The 18667-nt window shown below is 61.0% G+C and carries 14 protein-coding genes; 6 read left to right on the top strand and 8 right to left on the bottom strand.

Going from position 1 to position 18667, the window contains the following annotated elements; all coding sequences use genetic code 11:
* Nucleotides 1-289 precede the first annotated feature (289 nt).
* Nucleotides 290-3376 carry a transglycosylase domain-containing protein gene (locus DK871_RS26550; RefSeq protein WP_161907243.1) on the top strand — a complete coding sequence of 1029 codons (3087 nt, stop codon included), beginning with the start codon at nucleotides 290-292 and terminating at the stop codon, nucleotides 3374-3376.
* A gap of 260 nt (nucleotides 3377-3636) precedes the next feature.
* Here the strand turns inward: DK871_RS26550 and DK871_RS26545 are convergent, their stop codons facing one another.
* The 6 genes from DK871_RS26545 to DK871_RS26520 form a co-directional block, all read right to left on the bottom strand.
* The gene (locus tag DK871_RS26545) at nucleotides 3637-4881 is read right to left on the bottom strand and encodes a hypothetical protein (RefSeq protein ID WP_161907242.1); all 1245 of its coding nucleotides are present in this window, start codon (nucleotides 4879-4881) and stop codon (nucleotides 3637-3639) included.
* Between the two features lie 43 nt (nucleotides 4882-4924).
* Nucleotides 4925-5407 (bottom strand): CS1 type fimbrial major subunit, encoded by a 483-nt coding sequence (locus DK871_RS26540; RefSeq protein WP_003188892.1) that lies wholly within the window; start codon nucleotides 5405-5407, stop codon nucleotides 4925-4927.
* Nucleotides 5408-5412: 5 nt separating this feature from the next.
* A complete protein-coding gene (locus DK871_RS26535) occupies nucleotides 5413-6171 on the bottom strand; it encodes a molecular chaperone (protein WP_161907241.1) in 759 nt (252 codons plus the stop codon).
* A gap of 60 nt (nucleotides 6172-6231) precedes the next feature.
* The gene (locus tag DK871_RS26530) at nucleotides 6232-7458 is read right to left on the bottom strand and encodes a hypothetical protein (protein ID WP_256677532.1); all 1227 of its coding nucleotides are present in this window, start codon (nucleotides 7456-7458) and stop codon (nucleotides 6232-6234) included.
* Nucleotides 7459-7505: 47 nt separating this feature from the next.
* Nucleotides 7506-10028, bottom strand: coding sequence for a CS1-pili formation C-terminal domain-containing protein (locus DK871_RS26525; protein ID WP_161907240.1), 2523 nt, complete (start codon nucleotides 10026-10028; stop codon nucleotides 7506-7508).
* A 115-nt stretch (nucleotides 10029-10143) separates the two neighbouring features.
* Nucleotides 10144-10641: a CS1 type fimbrial major subunit gene (locus DK871_RS26520; protein WP_056789979.1), complete on the bottom strand. Its 498-nt coding sequence runs from the start codon at nucleotides 10639-10641 to the stop codon at nucleotides 10144-10146.
* A gap of 493 nt (nucleotides 10642-11134) precedes the next feature.
* On the opposite strand from DK871_RS26520, the gene DK871_RS26515 reads away from it, so the two are divergent.
* Nucleotides 11135-11644 (top strand): PadR family transcriptional regulator, encoded by a 510-nt coding sequence (locus DK871_RS26515; protein WP_161907239.1) that lies wholly within the window; start codon nucleotides 11135-11137, stop codon nucleotides 11642-11644.
* Nucleotides 11641-12408 (top strand): siderophore-interacting protein, encoded by a 768-nt coding sequence (locus DK871_RS26510; RefSeq protein ID WP_161907238.1) that lies wholly within the window; start codon nucleotides 11641-11643, stop codon nucleotides 12406-12408. The genes DK871_RS26515 and DK871_RS26510 overlap by 4 nt, the downstream gene beginning before the upstream one ends.
* Nucleotides 12409-12514: 106 nt before the next feature.
* Here DK871_RS26510 and DK871_RS26505 read toward each other — a convergent pair whose 3' ends face one another.
* Nucleotides 12515-13141, bottom strand: coding sequence for a Pr6Pr family membrane protein (locus DK871_RS26505; RefSeq protein ID WP_161907237.1), 627 nt, complete (start codon nucleotides 13139-13141; stop codon nucleotides 12515-12517).
* A 4-nt stretch (nucleotides 13142-13145) separates the two neighbouring features.
* Entirely contained in the window at nucleotides 13146-13379 is a 234-nt protein-coding gene (locus DK871_RS26500) for a VF530 family DNA-binding protein (protein ID WP_003188882.1), read from the bottom strand.
* Nucleotides 13380-13549: 170 nt separating this feature from the next.
* On the opposite strand from DK871_RS26500, the gene DK871_RS26495 reads away from it, so the two are divergent.
* The 3 genes from DK871_RS26495 (at nucleotide 13550) to DK871_RS26485 (ending at nucleotide 18454) form a co-directional block, all read left to right on the top strand.
* Nucleotides 13550-15568, top strand: coding sequence for a TonB-dependent receptor (locus DK871_RS26495; RefSeq protein WP_161907236.1), 2019 nt, complete (start codon nucleotides 13550-13552; stop codon nucleotides 15566-15568).
* A gap of 29 nt (nucleotides 15569-15597) precedes the next feature.
* Complete coding sequence (locus tag DK871_RS26490) at nucleotides 15598-15813, top strand: hypothetical protein (protein ID WP_161907235.1); 216 nt, start codon at nucleotides 15598-15600, stop codon at nucleotides 15811-15813.
* Nucleotides 15814-16036: 223 nt separating this feature from the next.
* Nucleotides 16037-18454, top strand: coding sequence for a glucose/quinate/shikimate family membrane-bound PQQ-dependent dehydrogenase (locus DK871_RS26485; RefSeq protein ID WP_014717088.1), 2418 nt, complete (start codon nucleotides 16037-16039; stop codon nucleotides 18452-18454).
* The last annotated feature ends 213 nt before the right edge of the window (nucleotides 18455-18667 follow it).

Genomic DNA, 18667 nt, shown 5'->3' with positions numbered 1-18667 from the left:
CTTCCAAAAGTGACCCGCTGTAAAAGCGGAACCCTAAGTGGCCGTTACCGCAGGAATGGATATGTACTCGGTATAACCGCGTCGACTGTCAGCCCGCATTCGCGAGCAAGCCCGCTCCCACAGTTTGATCGCGGGGCGGCAGGTAGATGAGTGTCGGCGGGCAGGCCGTCTTCGCAGGCAAGCCAGCTCCCACAGAAAAATCCTCTGCCCGACAAACCTCGTGACGCAGGCAAACTGCGTCTACGCTTCAGACAAGTCCGATCAATCTGTAGGAATGGATCAATCGACTATGGGCGCTCTGCAGCACACCAATGCCACCCAGGCTGACCTCGACCCCGACAGCCCGTCACCAGCGCCTTTGCCGAAAAAAACCAGACCCTGGCGTCGCGTGGGCTGGCTGATTGTGTTGATGGCCTTGATCGCCCTGTCTTTCGCCGTGCATCGGGAGGTGCAAACCTCACGCTGGCAGGCCCGCGTATTCAGCGAATGGGCGGCGAAGCTGACCTACCAGGTGGCCCCCGGCGCCAGCGATGCAATGGTGTACCCAGGCGCAGGCCCCTTCGATCAGCGGTTGGGCTACAGCGCCTTGGGCGAGTTCCTGCCGCGCTTGCTCAAGCGCAATTACATGATCGAATCCCAGGCGCGCTTTTCCGAGGCGTTGATGGACTACAGCCGTCATGGGCTGTTTATCCCCTACGCCGAGAAAATCCAGGCCGGCTTGACCCTCACCGATTGCCGCGCGGCACCGCTGTATCAATTCAATTACCCGACCCAGCTGTACGCCCGCTTCGATGACATTCCGCCGTTGATGATCCACAGCCTGCTGTTTATAGAAAACCGTGCACTGCTCGATCCGCAGCCGGCGCAAGCCAACCCCGCCGTGGACTGGCCACGCTTCGCCAAAGCAGCGTGGTCCCAGGTGGCGCGCCAGTTACACCTGCCGGGCCAAGCGGCAGGCGGCAGCACCCTGGCCACCCAGCTGGAAAAGTACCGCCACTCGCCCGACGGCCTGACCCTGTCGGGCAGTGAGAAAATCCGCCAGATGCTCTCCGCCAGCGTGCGCGCTTACCAGCATGGCCCCGACACGCTTGCGGCGCGGCGCAACATAGTGCGCGATTACCTCAACAGCGTGCCCTTGTCGGCGGTGCCTGGCCATGGCGAAGTGCATGGCATGGCCGAAGGGTTGCGGGTGTGGTACGGCGCCGATTTCGCCCAGGTCAACCGCGCGCTTCAGGATACCGCCACCACACCGGCCAGCCTGGCGGCACGGGGCTTGGCGCTGCGTGAGGTGTTGTCGTTGATGATCGCCCAGCGCCGCCCTTCCCATTACCTGGCCAACGGTCGCGACGAACTCAAGCAACTCACCGACAGCCACCTGCGGCTGCTGGCGCAGAACGCGGTGATCGACCCGCCACTGCTCAAGGCCGCCCTGGCCGCGCGCGTTACTTATCGCGACTGGCTGCAACAGCCCACACTGCAACCGATCGACAGCAACAAGGGCGTCAGCGTGGCCCGCAGCCGCCTGGCGGCCCTGCTCAACCGGCCACTGTACGATCTCGACCGCCTTGACCTCGCGGCCACCAGCACCTTGCAGGCCGAGCTGCAAACCCAGGTCACCGCCTACCTCAAGCAACTGGCCGACCCGGTATTCGCAGGCAACATCGGCCTACTCGGCGAACGCCTGCTGACGCCTGCCAGCACGCCGCAAGTGCGCTACAGCTTTACCCTGTTCGAACGCACCGCCGACGGCTCACGGGTGCGGGTGCAAACGGACAACACCGACCAACCCTTCGATATCAACGAAGGCAGCAAGCTGGAACTGGGCTCCACCGCCAAGTTGCGGGTGCTCACCACCTACCTGCAAATCATCAGCGAACTGCATGATCGCTACGCCGCCCAAACCCCGGCGGCGTTGAAAAGAGCCGACATCGCCGAGCAGGACCGCCTCAGTCGCTGGGCCGTCGATTACTTGCTGCAGGCTCCGGATAAATCCCTGGCAGCCATGCTAGAGGCGGCCCTGGACCGCACCTATTCAGCCAGCCCCAACGAAGGGTTTTTCACCGGTGGCGGGATGCATTACTTTCACAACTTTCGCAACGAAGACAACGGCCGCAGCCCCACATTGCGTGACGCGCTGCGCGAGTCGATTAACCTGCCGTTCATTCGCCTCATGCGTGACCTGACGCGCTACGTCACCTACGCGGGCGCCAACAACAGCGCGCAATTGCTCAAGGATGACGGCGACCCGAGGCGCCAGGAATACCTGGCCCGATTCGCCGACCGCGAAGGCACCACCTTCCTGCTCAAGTTCTGGAAGAAGTACCAGAAAAAAGACACCCAGGCGCGCCTGGAAACCTTCCTCGACAGCCTGCATCCCACTGCGATTCGCTTGGCGGCGGTACATCGTTATTTGTTTCCTGAAGCGAATCAGGACACCTTCAACCGCTTCGTGCGCTCCCACCTGACCAGTGCCAAAACCACCGGCGCCCTCAGCGACGAGCGCCTGCAACGCCTGTACAAAGACTACGGCCCCGGCACCTACGACCTGCCCGACCAAGGCTATATCGCCAAGGTCCACCCCCTGGACCTGTGGTTGCTCGGTTACCTGCTCAACCACCCGCAAGCCACCTTCACCGAAGTGGTCAAGGCCAGCCAGTTCGAGCGCCAGGAGGTGTACAGCTGGCTGTTCAAGAGCCGCCATCAAGGTGCGCGCGACAGCCGTATCCGCACCATGCTGGAAGTCGAAGCATTCCTGGATATCCATCAACGGTGGCAGGCGGTGGGGTACCCCTTCGATCACCTGGTGCCGTCACTGGCCACCGCCATCGGCAGCTCGGGAGACCGCCCCGCCGCGCTTGCGGAACTGATGGGCATCATCCTCAACGACGGCGTGCGCGGCAAAGTGCTGCGCATCGACAGCCTGCATTTTGCCGCCGGCACCCCTTACGAGACCCGCGTGGTCAACACGCCCGACCCCGGCAAACGGGTGATGCCGTCCGAAGTCGCCAGTGCCTTGCGCGGGGCGTTGTCACGGGTGGTGGACGCTGGCACGGCCAAGCGCGTGTCGGGCAGTTTCACCCAGGCCGACGGCACGCCAATGCCCATGGGCGGCAAGACCGGTACCGGCGACAACCGCATTCAAGCAATGGGCGCGGGCGGGCGCTTGATCAGTTCCAAGTCGATCAACCGCACCGCCACGTTTGTGTTTTTTATTGGTGACCATCACTTCGGCACGCTCACCGCTTTTGTGCCTGGCAGTTCGGCGCAAGGTTTCAAGTTCACCTCGGCATTGCCGGTGCAAGTGCTCAAGGGCATGGCGCCGATGTTGATGCCTTATCTGCAAGGGTCGGGTGAGGTGATGTGTGGTGGCTCATGATTGGCTTGTGTGTCAGTCACTGAAGTCATTGGCCGAACGACCGCTATCGCGGGCAAGCCATAATGCCAGTCAAGCGGTCGTCGCCTTCTGTAGGAGCGAGCTTGCTCGCGAAAAACGTCAACGATAACGCGTGCTTCCTGGATAAACGCGGTGCCTGTGAGTTTCTCGCGAGCAAGCTCGCTCCTACAAAAAAAGCCTTAACTGACTGACACTAGGGCTTGCCCGCGAAAGCGATGGATCAGTCACTGCGAATTCAAAACTTAGACCTCGGAATCCCAGATCACCGTGACCACGCCCATATAGGTGCTACCGGGTTGTTTGAGCATTTCCTTCACATCATCTCTCTCCACGGCAAAATGCAGGCTGCCGGGGCGGTTGTTGACGTAATGGCCGGGTTGGAACAGCTCGGTGCCGCTACCGTCCAGGCGCAAGGGCAGCTTGTTCACGGCTTGGCCATATTGGTCCTGCAGGCCAAAGGGCAAGGTCACGCCGACCTGCAGCGGCACCTCATCACCGGCACCATTGCGCAAGCCGCAGGTGTTACCGATGGCCAGGCTGCATTCGAGCTGCATCTTGAAACGCCCGCTGGAAGAGATCACAAACGTCTGGTCACGGAACAGCCGCGCCGGTTGCCGCCCGCGATTGAGCCAGGCTTGCCAGCCGCCTTCAGGCAGCAATTCGATGCGGTTACCTCCCGGTGGCAGGTCCACCTTGAGGCTGTGCTCCACCGCCAGGGTGAAGTTGAAGGTCAACACGTTGTCGTTGGGCAGCATCACATCGCCCAGGTCAAAATCCCCGCCCGGCCCGATGCTGTAGGTGACCGAACCGCGATATTCACCGCTGGCCATACCCAGCGGGTTAGGGGTCTTGAGCTCATAGCCATACTCGACGGGGTTATACCTCATCCGCGGAATGGGCAAGCTGGGCACCACATTGCAAGCTCCCGCATTTTCCGGAATGGTCCAGAAATACAGGGCGTAAGTACTGGCCGCCGCGATGTACCTGACGCCCTGGCAAGCCCCCGCGCCGTAACGCCAGGGATAATCCCAGGAGTTTCCATCACGGGACCACACCCCCACCCGGGCGCCGCCGCTCAGGCTCCAGCGGCCACCGAAGCCGGCGATGCGCATCTGCACCGTCTCAAGCTCACCGGTGGCGACATGGGTCACCTGCACATCGCGCCAGGCTGAGGGCACCTTGAAGTACGCGCCTTTGCGTGGGTCTTCATGGTTCGCCTCGATTTGCGCGATCGAATCGAACGCCAACGCATCGGTACGAATACTGAAGGTGTTGAGTGACTCGCACAGCGCCGGCACGTGCCAGGCGCAGATGCCACTGTGGGGGGTGGTGTTCTGGAATTTATTGACCATCGGGTTGGTGGGGTCCGGGCGAAACACTGCCGAAATTTCCTGGTCCAGCGCCTGCACGGGCGGGCTCGCCCAGCCCAGGCCCAGCGCCAACACGCCAGGGCCCAGCCATTTTTTAGTTGCGGTGATCAATTGCATAAGCGCTCCGTATCGCGGGCCCATAAGGTTTCACTCGCCGGGCTTATGGCGCGGGAAAATCGAACATCAAGTGCACCGTGCCGTAATACTCCCCACCCCGGTAACCGTCGGGTGGTTCGATAGCGGCGATTTCCAATTCGGCGCGGCGCCCAGGGCGCGCCTCTTCGGCACTGAGCACTTGCGTGGCATCCAGGGTCAACGGCACCCGATTGAACAACACCTGCAGTTCGATACGGTTACGCCCGCTCAACAAGTACGGGGTGTCGCCCAGGCGGGCGGTCACGCCGCCATTGATGTTCTTGACGTCGAAATTCTTGCGCAGGCGGCCCAGCCGCGCCGTCGCCAGGTCCCACGCCAGCACCTGGTCATGCCCCATCCAGTCTGGTTCAGAGGGCAGTACATAGGCTTCTTCGATCGGGATGGTCACCGACACATCGAAACTGTGGCGCTCCTGGAACGCCTGCGCCGGCTCGCCCAGGAACACAGGGGTCATCAGTACCGCCAGTGCCGTCAGTTGCTTGAACATTGTCATCACCCGTTGCTATTGACCGTCATCGGTTTTTTGTCGCGGCCTTCAATCATCTGGAAGCTGAACTGGCGCTCGGGCTTTTTCTCGAACACCAGTTGGCGGCCGGGGAGGATGTGGTGCTTGGTGGTGGCTTCGCAGTCGGATTTTTTCGCCACCGAACAGTCCCTGAACTCATCGAGCACCACCACGCTGTTTCCAGCATTACGCAAGGTGTACTGGCTGGCGGTCTCGCTGATCTGTGTATCGAAACGCGTGTTCTGCGGGCGCACGAAGAATACCGTGCCATAGCCAGCCATGACGTTGACCCCGGCGGCCAGCGCGTCCTTGTACTCGGCCCGCTCTTCATCGGTGACGGCAAAGTCGTCTTCTTTTTCCGGCACCACCGGGATGAAGCGCACACGGAAATAACGCTCCTTGTCGCGCTGCCCCATGTACAGCAAGCGGGTGCCCTGGCGCCCGCCCGCCGGTACGATCATGCGCGCCGGGCTGGCCATGAGGCCGTCGCGGTTGGTAGCGGCGCCCTTGGCGTCGGTCATCGAGGTGATCGGCACTTCCTTGGAGGTGCCGTCGGCGTTGTAGACGATTTCCAGCACATTGACCTTGATAAACGCGGTGCTGGTGCCGCCGTTATAGACGCGCTTGAGGTAGGAACTGCGATCCCCTTCCAGATAGTCGTACACCACGCCGACGTTGATCGCTGGCCCCGCCTGAGCGGTCAACGACAACAGCAACAGCCCGACCGATAACACTGCATGTTTCATGTTTGATTACGCCTCATTGATTGAACCCAGCCCTGCGGCTGATGTGCGGTAAATGCCTGCCTAGACTTCCGAATCCCAGATCACCGTGACCACGCCGGTGTAGGTACTGCCCGGTTGTTTGAGCATCTCCTTGACGTCGTCGCGCTCCACGGCAAAGTGCAGGCTGGCGGGGCGGTTGTTCACGTAGTGGCCGGGTTGGAACAGCTCGGTGCCGGAACCGTCCAGGCGCAAGGGCAGTTTGCTCACGGCCTCGCCGTACTGGTCGCGCAAGCCAAATGGCAGGGTCACGCCGACCTGCAGCGGTACCTCGTCGCCGTCCCCGTTGCGCAGTCCACACGTGTTGCCAATGGCCAGGCTGCACTCAAGCTGCATCTTGAAACGGGTGCTGGCCGAGATGACAAAGGTCTGGTCACGGAACAGTTTTGACGGTTGCCGCCCGCGATTGAGCCAGGCCTGCCAGCCGCCTTCGGGCAACAACTCGATGCGGTTGCCGCCGGGGGGCAGGTCCACCTTGAGGTTGTGTTCGACATTCAGGGTGAAGTTAAACGTCAGTACGTCGTCATTCGGGATGTAGAGGTCACCGAAATCGAAATCCTTGTGCGGCCCGATGCTGTAAGAAATCGACCCGGTGAATTGCCCCGACTCCATGGCTAACGGGTCAGGCGTCCTCAATTCGTAGGCATACTCAAGCATGCTGTAGTTGGACGTTGGCACCGTGAACGGCGTCTGAATGGCACAGGCCCCCGCCCCTTCCGGGACGATCCAGAACCACAACCTGAGCGTCGAGCCCGCGGCATACATCCCGGTGTGCTGACAGGGCGCGGGTGGATAAGTCCAGTTGACGGGCAGTGAGGTCCAGCCGCCGACACCGGGTGGGTTCGTCGTATTAAAGCGGCTGCCAACGCCGGATATGCGCATCTCAACAACGCTGCGCTCGCCTTTGGACGACACCACCTCAAAACTGCGCCAATCAGAGGGCACCTTGAACATCAACCCCTTGCGCGGATCCGCGTGATTGGCCTCGATAGGGCCCGAAGCCACGAAGCTCACGTCCCAGGTGCGAATACTGAAGATGCCCAATGCCTCACACCTGGCCGGCATATGCCCTGGGCACACCCCGCTTTGCGGCGTGGTATTGGTGAACTTGTTCACCATGGGATTACCGGGATCAGGGCGGAACTCAGCGGTGATGTTTTGCGTGGCGGCAAGCGATACAGGCGTGAATGAACACAACGACGCGGCCAATACCACTGCTCGCCATGTTGCGCGTTTAAGAGAGTTTTTCATGCTGATCCGCTCGCGGTGCTGAATACGTTGGTTTATTGGAAAGGTATTCATCCTGCCGCCTCGGATGCATGGGCAACCTCGGCCAAGGTATCCGGGGTGCAGCGCAAGTCGCCGATCATCAACACGTCGCTTTCACTCGGCGCATTGCTCGGGTCCAGACGGAACTGGCACAACAGCTGGTTCTGATAGCGCACTTGCAGGGTCGGTGCGCTGGCGCTCATTTCCATGGAGAAGAACCCATCCACTTCACTGACCCCGCGGCTGGCGTGATTGATCACGTGGTGGCCGCGCAGCGGTGTGCCGCGTTCATCCAGCAAGCGGCCCAGCACGGTGACGGTTTTCATCACCGTGACTTTGCGGTAGTCCACACCGCCCTTGTTCAGGTGGTAGCTGGAGCGAGCCGGCTGGATATTGGCCGCCGGTGGGTGGTTGCCTTCAAAGTCGAAGGCCACGCTGCTGCTCTTGTAGGCCGACACCGGCACGTAGTTACGCCCAGGCCGCAACAAGGTACTGCCGCCGCCCATGTCGTCGGCGCGCAGGGCGATCTCGTCAAGGTCGGTTTCTACGTCGATGATCATGCCTGCACCGTTGCCCTGGTACTGGCTGCTCAGCAGTACCTTGCCGGCACCGGCAACCAGGGTGCTGTTGAGGTTCAGGCCACCGCTGAAGTCGCCATTGAAGGAACTGCGCTGCACGAAGCCGTCACCGCTGACCGCGTCCGTATTGAAACTGGCCATGCCCGACAGGCCGACGCCATAGGTGTCGGTGATGGCCGTGGCCGAGACGCTTTGCAGGAAGTGATCGGTGAGGTCTTGGCGCAGGGTCACCGAGGCGTTGTTGTCACGCCCACCGTCACGGGCGGTTCGGGTGCCGATGCTGCCGGAGATCTGCCGGCCATCGCGGCCCAGGTTCATGCTGACACTCACGTCTACACCACGATTGCGCGCGTCGTTGGTGCCGGCGCTGCCCGGCCGGTCGAACACCGAGAAGCGCCAGTTGGCATCGCTGCCGAACAGCTTGTCGTGGCGGCTCCAACCCAGGTCGATACCGGCGCCCTCGACATTGCCTTCGCTGTGGGACAGGCGCATGTTCAGGGTGTTTTTCGCGTCGAGCCGGTGGTTGACCGACAACGCCGTATTACTGGCCTCACCGACGAAAGTGTTGCGCCGCAGACGTGTACCGTCCGGCAGGGTTTCGTAGGTGTCGCGGGTGTCGAGCCAGCTGCGATTGTGGCTGAACACCAGGTTGGTGGCGCCCAAGGTGTAGAGCGCTTGCAGGTCCAGGCCGGTGCCGTGGTCCTGGGTTTGGTACAGGTTGGTATAGAGGCTGGTGTTGTTGGCTACTGTCCAGTCCACCGAACCGCCGTATTGCAGTTGCTCGCGCACCTGGCGCGCCGACAGGCCGAGGATCACCCGCGGGTGCAGCAGATAGTTGACGGAAGCACCGGCCGTCATCGCACCCGAGGCTTGGTCGTCCCAGTTACTGAACAGCTTGGTCTCGCGCCCGGCGAACAGGTTGTAGCGCCATGGGTCTTCGGCGTTGCGCCAGTTGCTGGGCTTGTACACCAGCTCCTGGGTGGTGCTGGTGGTCAGGCCGTCTTCTACCAGGCGCACTTCCACTTCATAGATGCCGCCGGGCAATGGCCGGGTGTCCAGGGTTTGCAGGCCGGCTGCTACGGCTTGAGTGTTGATCAACAGGCCGTTGCGGTAGATCTCCACCGCCGCCTGACGGTTGGCGGTGACGTAGATCGGGTACACGCTGGGCTTGGCATTGTTGATGGCCAGGCTGTCGGAACTGCCGTACATCAGGCCCAGCGCCGTATCGGGGCTGGCGCCGAAGCTGCGCAGTTGGCGGGTGAGGCCATCGGAATTGGGGGTGAAATGGCCCAGGCGAAAAAACTGCCCTTCCATTTCTCGCTGGGTGTAAAGCTCATGGATCGCGTGGCGCACCTGCTCGTTATCGCCACTCTGTCGCGCCAGTTGCAGGTTGAACACCTGGCTCCAGTTACCGAGGCTGGAGCTGGCTTGCAAGCCGTAGCGCCCGCCCAGTTTGTTGTCCTGGCCACCGTTGAGGTTGAGCTGGTTGTTGACGATCAGCCCGAGGCTGCCGCCCTCCGGTTGCGCGTAGAAGCGGGGGGCATCGTCGTTGAGTTCGACATCCTGGGTGATGATCGCCAACTGCGAGTTTTCCAGGTTGTAGAACGCCGAGAGCATTTTTTCCGGGCAGGACTGGGTACAGGTGCCCAGTGCCACGCCTTTTTCCAACAGCGCTTGCCAGGTGTCGCGGGTAGCGGCAGGCACTTTGCTGTCAGCGGTGTCGGTGAATTCGAGCAAGGTGACGCGATCGTCCCGGGTCAACACAATCAGCGCCTCGCCCAGCAACTGCTGGTCAAGGTCTATGCGCACGGCCAGCGGCACGTCGAAAAAGTGATCGGTAAAACCAGCCGGCAGGCCTTGGGCCTGGCTCAGCAGGCTGCCCGTCGTCAAAGCGCCCGAGGCAGCAGGTGCGGCCAGGGCACTCGTACACATCAACAGCGCAAGCGCAGCCGCGATAGGCGTCATCGGAAACATGAACGGAACACTCTGTATGCCAAAGGACTGGAGAGAAAATCAGGCCGGCGGACCGAGGAGGGAAAGTCAGCCGACCTGCAAGCAAATGCCCGTGTTCAACGGGCATTCATTGGCATCAAGGCGTTGGCAATACCGCGTCGAATACCACCGGCATCACCGCGGTGTAGGAACCGCGTTGAGTCGCCGAAGGCTTGGCCGCGACGATGCGCATTTCAGCGCCAATACCTGGGGTGGAGTCGGCTTCGTTGACCACTTCCTGCGGCGAGCCGGTCAGGGTCACGCCATTGAGGGTGGTGGTCAGCGCGATGTTCTGCGCGGCATCACCGTTGAACAGCACGGCCGGGCCGCCTTCGATGTAGGCGTGAACCGAACCGTTGGTGTTCTTGATGTCGTAGATGGCGCTCAGGGGCGCCAACTCACCGCTGACCAGGTTGTAGGTCATGGTTTCGTCACGGCCCCAGTTCGGGTCACGTGGCTGGGCGTGGAACACGGTGGTGGGGATGTTTGCCTTGAGGTTGACGGTGTGGCTGGCTTCACCGGCAGCGATAGCCGTTACCGAGGAAGACAGCGCTAGTACAGCCAGGGGAACAGCGACAGCAAACTTCTTGAACATGGTCAATACCTGTAGTTGACAACATTGAGTGGTTCATTGCCAAGGAGGTCCCTAACAACGAATTAGCAGGCGTGGTTAGTTGAACTACGCACTGCCAGACAATGATCAACCGAAACTAAAAGCAGGTATGCAGGCACATTCGAAAACGCACGTAGCCCTTGTAAACAGGGCTTGAGCGAAAAAGATGGCATTTCGCCAAAACTTTAAAAGTATCCGTAGGAAATAAGCCACACGCTAAAAATGTGCTAAAGAAGTTGCTGTAAGAAGCGTACCACAAGACTATGCAGCGCCTGGCAAATAACAAATCCAGATATAAATTCGAGCCACAACTCTAATTAAAGTTATAGCTCTAAAATCCAATCAGGTCCAAGAGTTGTTAGTTGCTTCGCGGACCAAGCCTGTGCAACCGCCAACGACCGTTGGTCGCCAGGTACTATCCTCAGCATTAAGATATATCTTACGTTATATCTAAACCTGCACAGAGGACCTGCCCATGAAACACGAACATCGCGGCGAGTTTGAAAAACGCGGCGGCCGCGGCCCACGGGTATTCGCCCCCGGCGATCTGAAGCTGCTGCTGTTGTCACTGATCGCCGAGCAACCTTGCCATGGCTACGACCTGATCCGCCGCATCGAGAGCCTGTTCGACGGCGCCTACAGCCCAAGCCCCGGCGTGATCTACCCCACCCTGACCTTTCTTGAAGAGAGCGAGCTGATCAGCGGCGACGCCGATGGCGGAAAAAAGCGCTACACAATCACCGACCCCGGTCGTCTCTTCTTGAGCGAGCAAGCCGTTGCCCTGGACGGTGTGCGCATGCGCCTGGATGTCAGCAAGCGCTCGTTGCGTGGCCACGACCGCCCACCAGAGATTCATGAGGCGGTGCACAACCTGCGCCACGCCTTGCATTCGCATAATGGGCACTGGAGCCCGGAAGAAATCATTCGTGTCGCGGCGCTGCTCAATCGCACCGCCCAAGCCATTGCCGACGGGACAAACCAATGAACACTCAAACCATTCATCGCGTGACCCACGAAATCAAACGCCGCCGCCTGCAAGTACTGCGGGTGGTCGATATCACCCCGCGCATGCGCCGCGTCACCCTGGGCGGCCCTGAGCTCGAGGGGTTTGTCAGCCTGGGCAGCGACGACCACATCAAGCTGTTATTCCCGCAGAACGCCCAAGAGCAAGCGGCGCTGGAAAGCCCAAGCTTCAGCATCAAGGGCGACGGCCCGCAACCGGCGATGCGCGACTACACGCCACGGCGTTACGACCTGAACATTGGCGAGTTGGACATCGACTTCGTGCTGCACGGCGATGGCCCTGCCTCCACCTGGGCCGAGCAGGTACAGGTCGGTCAGCATCTGTACATAGGCGGGCCACGTGGCTCGATGATCGTGCCGGATATCTTCGACAGCTACCTGCTGATTGGTGATGAAACGGCGATCCCGGCCATCGCTCGGCGCCTGGAAGAATTGCCCGCGGGGCGCAAGGTGCTGGCGGTGATTGAAATCGCCGATGCGGCGGAACAACAGGTGCTCAGCAGCGCAGCCGACGTGGAGGTGATTTGGGTGCTGCGCGGCCAGGATGATCTGCTCGATGTGGTGCGCAACCTGACGCTGCCCAGCGGTACGCTGTACAGCTTCGTCGCCACCGAAACCAAGCTGTCGCGCCAGGTTCGGCGGGTACTGTTGGACACGCACAAGGTCAACGAGGAGTACCTCAAGGCCGTGGGTTACTGGCGTGCTGAGGGAAGCGAAGAAGATTAAATAAGGTGGGAGCTGGCTTGCCTGCGATGCAAGCACCTCGGTTTATCAGTTACACCGAGGTGATGCTATCGCAGGCAAGCCAGCTCCCACATCAATGTTGCCCACTTTAAATCGAGGGTGACTTCAGGCGCTTGTCCAGGCCAATGATCGCCAGCGCAATGACGATGAACCCTGCCAAAATCCCTCCGGCATTCACAAACACCTGTGGATAACCAAGGCTGTCCACATCCATGAACGGGTACTGATACTGCCCGAGCATATGCCCGCGCAGCAGCACGTAACCGAAGTACACCAATGGGTAAATCACCCAGCCGGCAATGTGCTTGAACCGCAAGGTGCCCTTGGGCACACACCGCCACCAATACACCACAAACAGCAACGGCATGACGTCGTGCAGTAACTCATCGGCGATAAATTGAAAGCCTTGCGGGCTCCACAGATGCCGCAGCAGCAGGTTGTAGGCCAGGCTCACCAACACGATGCTCGCCGCTATCGCGCTACTGATGCGGGGCGCGAGGAAAAACCGCTTGGCGGCAGAGTCGCGCTTGACCAGCGCATAGCTAAGCACCACGGCTACCAGGGTATTGGTCAGCACAGTGAAGAAGCTGAAGAAACTGATCAAGCCGCCCAACAAGCTCGCGCCGCTGGTCCAGCGCGAACAGAGAATCAGGTATTGCTGGATCGCCAACCCCACCCAACCGGCCAAGGCGGCCGCCGCGACAAAGCGCTTCATGCTTTCAATCCAGGGGGCGCTTGGTACGCATCAGCTTGACGTACAAACCTTCGACCTTTTCCCGCGCCCAAGGGGTTTTGCGCAGGAACGTCAGGCTCGACTTGATGCTCGGGTCACTCTTGAAGCAGCGGATATCAATGCGCTCGGCCAAGCCGCTCCACTCGTAATGTTCCACCAGGGTGGTGAGCACGTGTTGCAGGGTCACACCGTGGAGCGGGTCGTTGCTTGTCGCGGTCATGCCGGGCCTTTTGCAAAAAGAGGAAACACAGCCGCGCACCTTAGCCGACGAGGCCTGCAGGTGGAAGCATCGGATTGAATGTAGCCCGCGAGGAAAAGTTCCCCTTTTTCGCCAAAAAGAGATGTTATATTGTAACTTTACTTAACAACCTTTTTGCCTAGGAATATCCGATGTCGCTGCCTTCTCTCTGGCGCTTGTCGCCCCTCGCCGCCGCTCTGTTGATCGGCTCCCAGGCCCAAGCCTTGGAACTGCCACCCCAAGTGGTCACCGGCAACCCGCTGGGCAGCGAACAGCTGGCCTCGCCCACCACCGTGCTGGAAGGCGATGACCTGACCCTGCAACAAAAAGGCAGCCTCGGTGAAACCCTGAACAAGCAGCCGGGCGTGTCGTCTTCGTACTTTGGCCCAGGGGCCAGCCGCCCGATCATTCGTGGCCAGGACGGCGACCGTATTCGCATCCTGCGCAACGGCGTGGGGGCGCTGGACGCCTCGTCGCTGTCCTACGACCACGCGGTGCCACTGGACCCGATCAACGTTGATCGCATCGAAATCGTGCGGGGCCCGGCCGCCCTGCTGTACGGCGGCAGCGCCATCGGTGGGGTGGTCAACACCTTCGATAACCGCATCCCCACCGAGGCCATTGAAGGCATCCACGGTGCTGGCGAGTTGCGCTACGGCGGCGCCGACACCACCCGTAGCAGCGCGGGCAAGCTGGAAGCCGGCAACGGCACCTTCGCCTTGCATCTGGACGCCAATGCTCGCGAGTTCAACGACCTGAAAATCCCAGGCTATGCCCGCAGCCGGCATGCCCCGGAGAGTGAGAACGGCCCCGGCAAAAACGGGCGCCTGGGCAACAGCAATGGGCGCCAGGACGGCGGTGCGGTGGGCGGTTCCTACACCTGGGACGATGGTTATGCCGGGCTGTCCTACAGTAATTACGACAGTAACTACGGCTCACCCGCCGAGCAGGATGTGCGCATCCGTATGAAACAGGACCACTACGCCTTTGCCTCCGAAATCCGCAACCTGCAAGGGCCGTTTACCTCGGTGAAACTCGACGCCGGCTACACCGACTACGAACACCGCGAAATCGAAGGCGGTGAAACCGGCACCACCTTCAAGAACAAAGGCTATGAAGCGCGGGTGGAAGCGCGTCACCAGCCCATTGGCCCTTTCGATGGCGTGGTCGGTGCCCAAGTGACCCGCAACGAGTTCTCGGCCCTGGGCGAAGAAGCCTTCGTACCGCAGACCGACACCAACGCCGGAGCGCTGTTTATCCTCGAAGAAATGCAAGCCACCGAACGCCTGAAACTCAGCCTCGGCGCACGCCTGGAACACACCAGCGTCGACCCGAACGCCAAAGGCAACGAGCGATTTGCCACTGCCGATAAAAGCAGTAACTTTACCGCCGGCAGCCTGTCATCCGGCGCGGTGTACACCCTCACGCCGATCTGGTCCCTGGCCGCCACCCTGGGCTACACCGAACGTGCGCCAACCTTCTACGAGCTGTATGCCAACGGCGCCCACGTCGCCACCGGTACCTATGAGCTGGGCGATGCCAACCTGAAGAAAGAAAAAGCCGTGTCCAGCGACCTGGCCCTGCGCTTTGACAACGGTACACACAAGGGCAGCGTCGGCGTGTTCTACAGCCACTTCTCCAACTACATCGGTTTGTTGGGCACGGGTCGTACCCTGAACGATGAAGGCGAAGAGGACGCGGGCGGTATTCCCGAGTACGAATATTCTGGCGTGCGCGCACGTTTCGCCGGTTTCGAAGCCCAGGATCACTGGAAGCTCGGCGAAGGCGCCTACGGCAAGTTTGCGCTGGAACTGTCGGGCGACTACACCCGCGCCACCAACCTGGACACCGGCGAAGCCTTGCCACGCATTGCACCCCTGCGCATGAGCAGCGGCCTGCTGTGGGAACTGGATCGCTGGCAGGCGCGTATCGATGTGGAACATGCCGCAGGCCAGGGGCGTGTGCCGGATAACGAAAGCGGCACCGACGGCTACACCACCCTCGGCGCCAGCGCGGGGTATCGCTTCAATGTGGGCGGTAGCCAGTGGCTGGCCTTCGTCAACGGTGAAAACCTGACCAACCAGACCGTGCGCTATGCCAGCTCGATTCTGCGCGACATTGCCCCGGCGCCTGGGCGCAGTGTGCAGTTCGGGATCCGCACCACCTTCTAACCGTCATCAACACCCCTGTAGGAGCGAGCTTGCTCGCGAAAAACGTCAACGATAACGCGTACTTCCTGGATAAACGCGGCGCCTGGGTGTTTTTCGCGAGCAAGCTCGCTCCTACAGAGATAGAGCCTGCCATCAGGCTATTTTTGCAGCGACTATCTGTCACTGTTACCAAAACTGAAATGATGCATCTTGCGATTCACCCTTTCTCAAAACGCCCCGCCGCATTATCCTTCGCAACAATCTGAAACGCTTCACCTCCGGGTCGATCCCATTTGCCGAATTTCCCTAAACGCAAAGACAGCGCTGTCTTAAACCGACCTGCGCCGGGGAATCTGTTGCCCGCCTGTGGATAACCCGGTTATCCACAGAAAAACCCAAAAATAACGATGAACCAAGCCCGTGCCGAATCGTCATCTACAGTGAAGCACGGGGTTACATAATTATTCCAACGTCACGGAGAAACACACTATGAGCACTGATGGTGCTTCAAGCCCAAGCCGCCTGCTGCCCAGGCTGCTAGGCGTCTTGCTGCTGATCATGGGGCTGGCCTTGCTGGCTGGCGGCGTCAAGCTGAGCATGCTCGGCGGGTCGCTGTACTACCTGCTCGCCGGTATCGGCATCACCCTGACCGGCGTGTTGCTGCTGGCCACCCGCCGCGCTGCGCTGGGCTTGTACGCACTGGTGTTGTTCGCCAGCACCGTGTGGGCACTGTGGGAAGTCGGCCTGGACTGGTGGCAGTTGGTACCGCGCCTGGCCCTGCTGTTCGCCCTGGGCATCGTCATGCTGCTGCCGTGGTTTCGCCGTCCGTTGCTGCGTGGCCAAGCCGCGCCGCTGGGCACGGGCGCGCTGAGCGTGGCCGTGGTGCTCGCGGGCGCTACTGCCCTGGCCAGCCAATTCACCAACCCAGGTGAAATGGTCAAGACCGGCCAACTGGACCGCGACGCGGTACCGGGCATGGCCAGTGCTGCGCCGACTCAAGCCGATGGCGACTGGAATTCCTATGGCCGTTCGGCCTTCGGTGACCGTTACTCGCCACTGGCACAGATCACCCCGGAAAACGCCCACAAGTTGGTGCCGGCGTGGACCTATCGCACTGGCGACATCCCTGGCCCAGGCGACCCCGGTGAAACCACCGCGGAAAACACCCCGCTGAAAGTCAACGGCATGCTCTACGTGTGCACGCCGCACAGCCAGGTGATCGCGCTAGACCCGGACACCGGCAAGGAAATCTGGCGTTTCGACCCGAAGATCACCACCCAGGGTGCTGAGAGCTTCAAAGGTTGGGCGCACATGACCTGCCGTGGCGTGTCGTACCACGATGACGCTGCCTACGCTTCCGAGCAGAGCCCAACTGGCACTGCCAGCCCGGCCGCCGCACCGAATGCCTGCCCCAAACGCATCTTCGTGCCGACCGCAGACACCCGTCTGATCGCCCTGAACGCCGACACCGGCAAGATGTGTGAAGACTTCGGTGACAAAGGCCAGGTCGACCTGCGTGCCAACATCGGCAGCTTCGCCCCAGGCGGTTACTACTCCACCTCGCCACCGGCCGTGACCAAGAACCTGGTCGTGATCGGCGGTCACGTGACCGACAACGTTTCCATCGACGAGCCAAGCGGCGTGATCCGCGCGTTCGACGTGCACACCGGCAAGCTGGTGTGGAACTGGGACAGCGGCAACCCGGACGACACCACCCCGTTGGCCGAGGGCAAGACCTACACCCGTAACTCGCCGAACATGTGGTCCATGTTCGCCGTGGATGAAAAACTCGGCATGCTCTACCTGCCGATGGGCAACCAGATGCCCGACCAGTACGGCGGCGACCGTACCGATGAGTCCGAGAAGTACGCTGCTGGCCTCACCGCCCTGGACATCGACACCGGCCACGTGAAGTGGACCTTCCAGTTCACCCACCACGACCTGTGGGACATGGACGTGGGCGGCCAGCCTTCGCTGATCGACATCAAGACCGCTGCGGGCGTGAAGCAGGCAGTGATGGCGTCGACCAAGCAAGGCAGCATCTACGTGCTGGACCGCGCCACTGGCCAGCCAGTGGTACCCGTCAATGAAATCCCGGTGCCACAGGGCGCAGTGGCGGGCGACCGCACCTCCCCTACCCAACCCAAGTCCGACCTGAACTTCATGCCGCCGCCGTTGAAAGAACGCGATATGTGGGGCGTGACACCGTTCGACCAGATGCTGTGCCGGATCGACTTCAAATCCATGCGCTACGACGGCCCATTCACGCCGCCGTCCCTGCAAGGTTCGATCGTGTACCCCGGCAACTTCGGCGTGTTCGACTGGGGCGGCATCTCGGTTGACCCGGTGCGCCAGATCGCCTTCGTGAACCCTAGCTACATGGCGTTCAAATCCAAGCTGATCCCGGCCGCCGACATCGCCAAGCAAGGCCCACGCGTCAGCGAAACCGAAGGCGTGCAGCCAAACAAAGGCGCGCCGTATGGTGTGATCCTTGAAGCGCTGCTGTCGCCGATGGGCCTGCCGTGCCAGGCGCCAGCCTGGGGCTACGTGGCGGCGGTCGACCTGACCACCCACCAGACCATCTGGATGCACAAGAACGGCACCGTGCGTGACAGCTCGCCGGTTCCAATCCCACTGACCATGGGCGTGCCTAGCCTGGGCGGTACGTTCACCACCGCCGGTGGCGTCGCGTTCCTCAGCGGTACACTGGACCAGTACCTGCGCGCCTATGACGTGAAAAACGGCAAGCAACTGTGGGAAGGCCGCCTGCCTGCAGGCGCGCAAACCACCCCGATGACCTACACCGGCAAGGACGGCAAGCAATACGTGCTGGTCATGGCGGGCGGTCACGGTTCCCTGGGGACCAAGCAGGGTGATTATGTAATGGCGTTCAAACTGCCGGATTAAGCGGTACCAGCGGTAAAACAAAGGCGGCTACCCTCATCAGGTAGCCGCCTTTTTCATGTACACCGAAGCTCAAAGTGTGGGAGCTGGCTTGCCTGCGATAGCCATCGGTATCTACACAACTCTGTAGCGCTCAACAGTAACCACGATGCGAAGCGAGCCGCTCTTGATCTTGCTCTTGATCTGCTTTTGATCTTAGGCGCCCCGTTAAACCAC

This window comes from Pseudomonas sp. L13, assembly GCF_009935965.1.
GTDB classification, from domain to species: domain Bacteria; phylum Pseudomonadota; class Gammaproteobacteria; order Pseudomonadales; family Pseudomonadaceae; genus Aquipseudomonas; species Aquipseudomonas lactis.
This window is presented reverse-complemented; position numbering and strand designations above follow the sequence as displayed.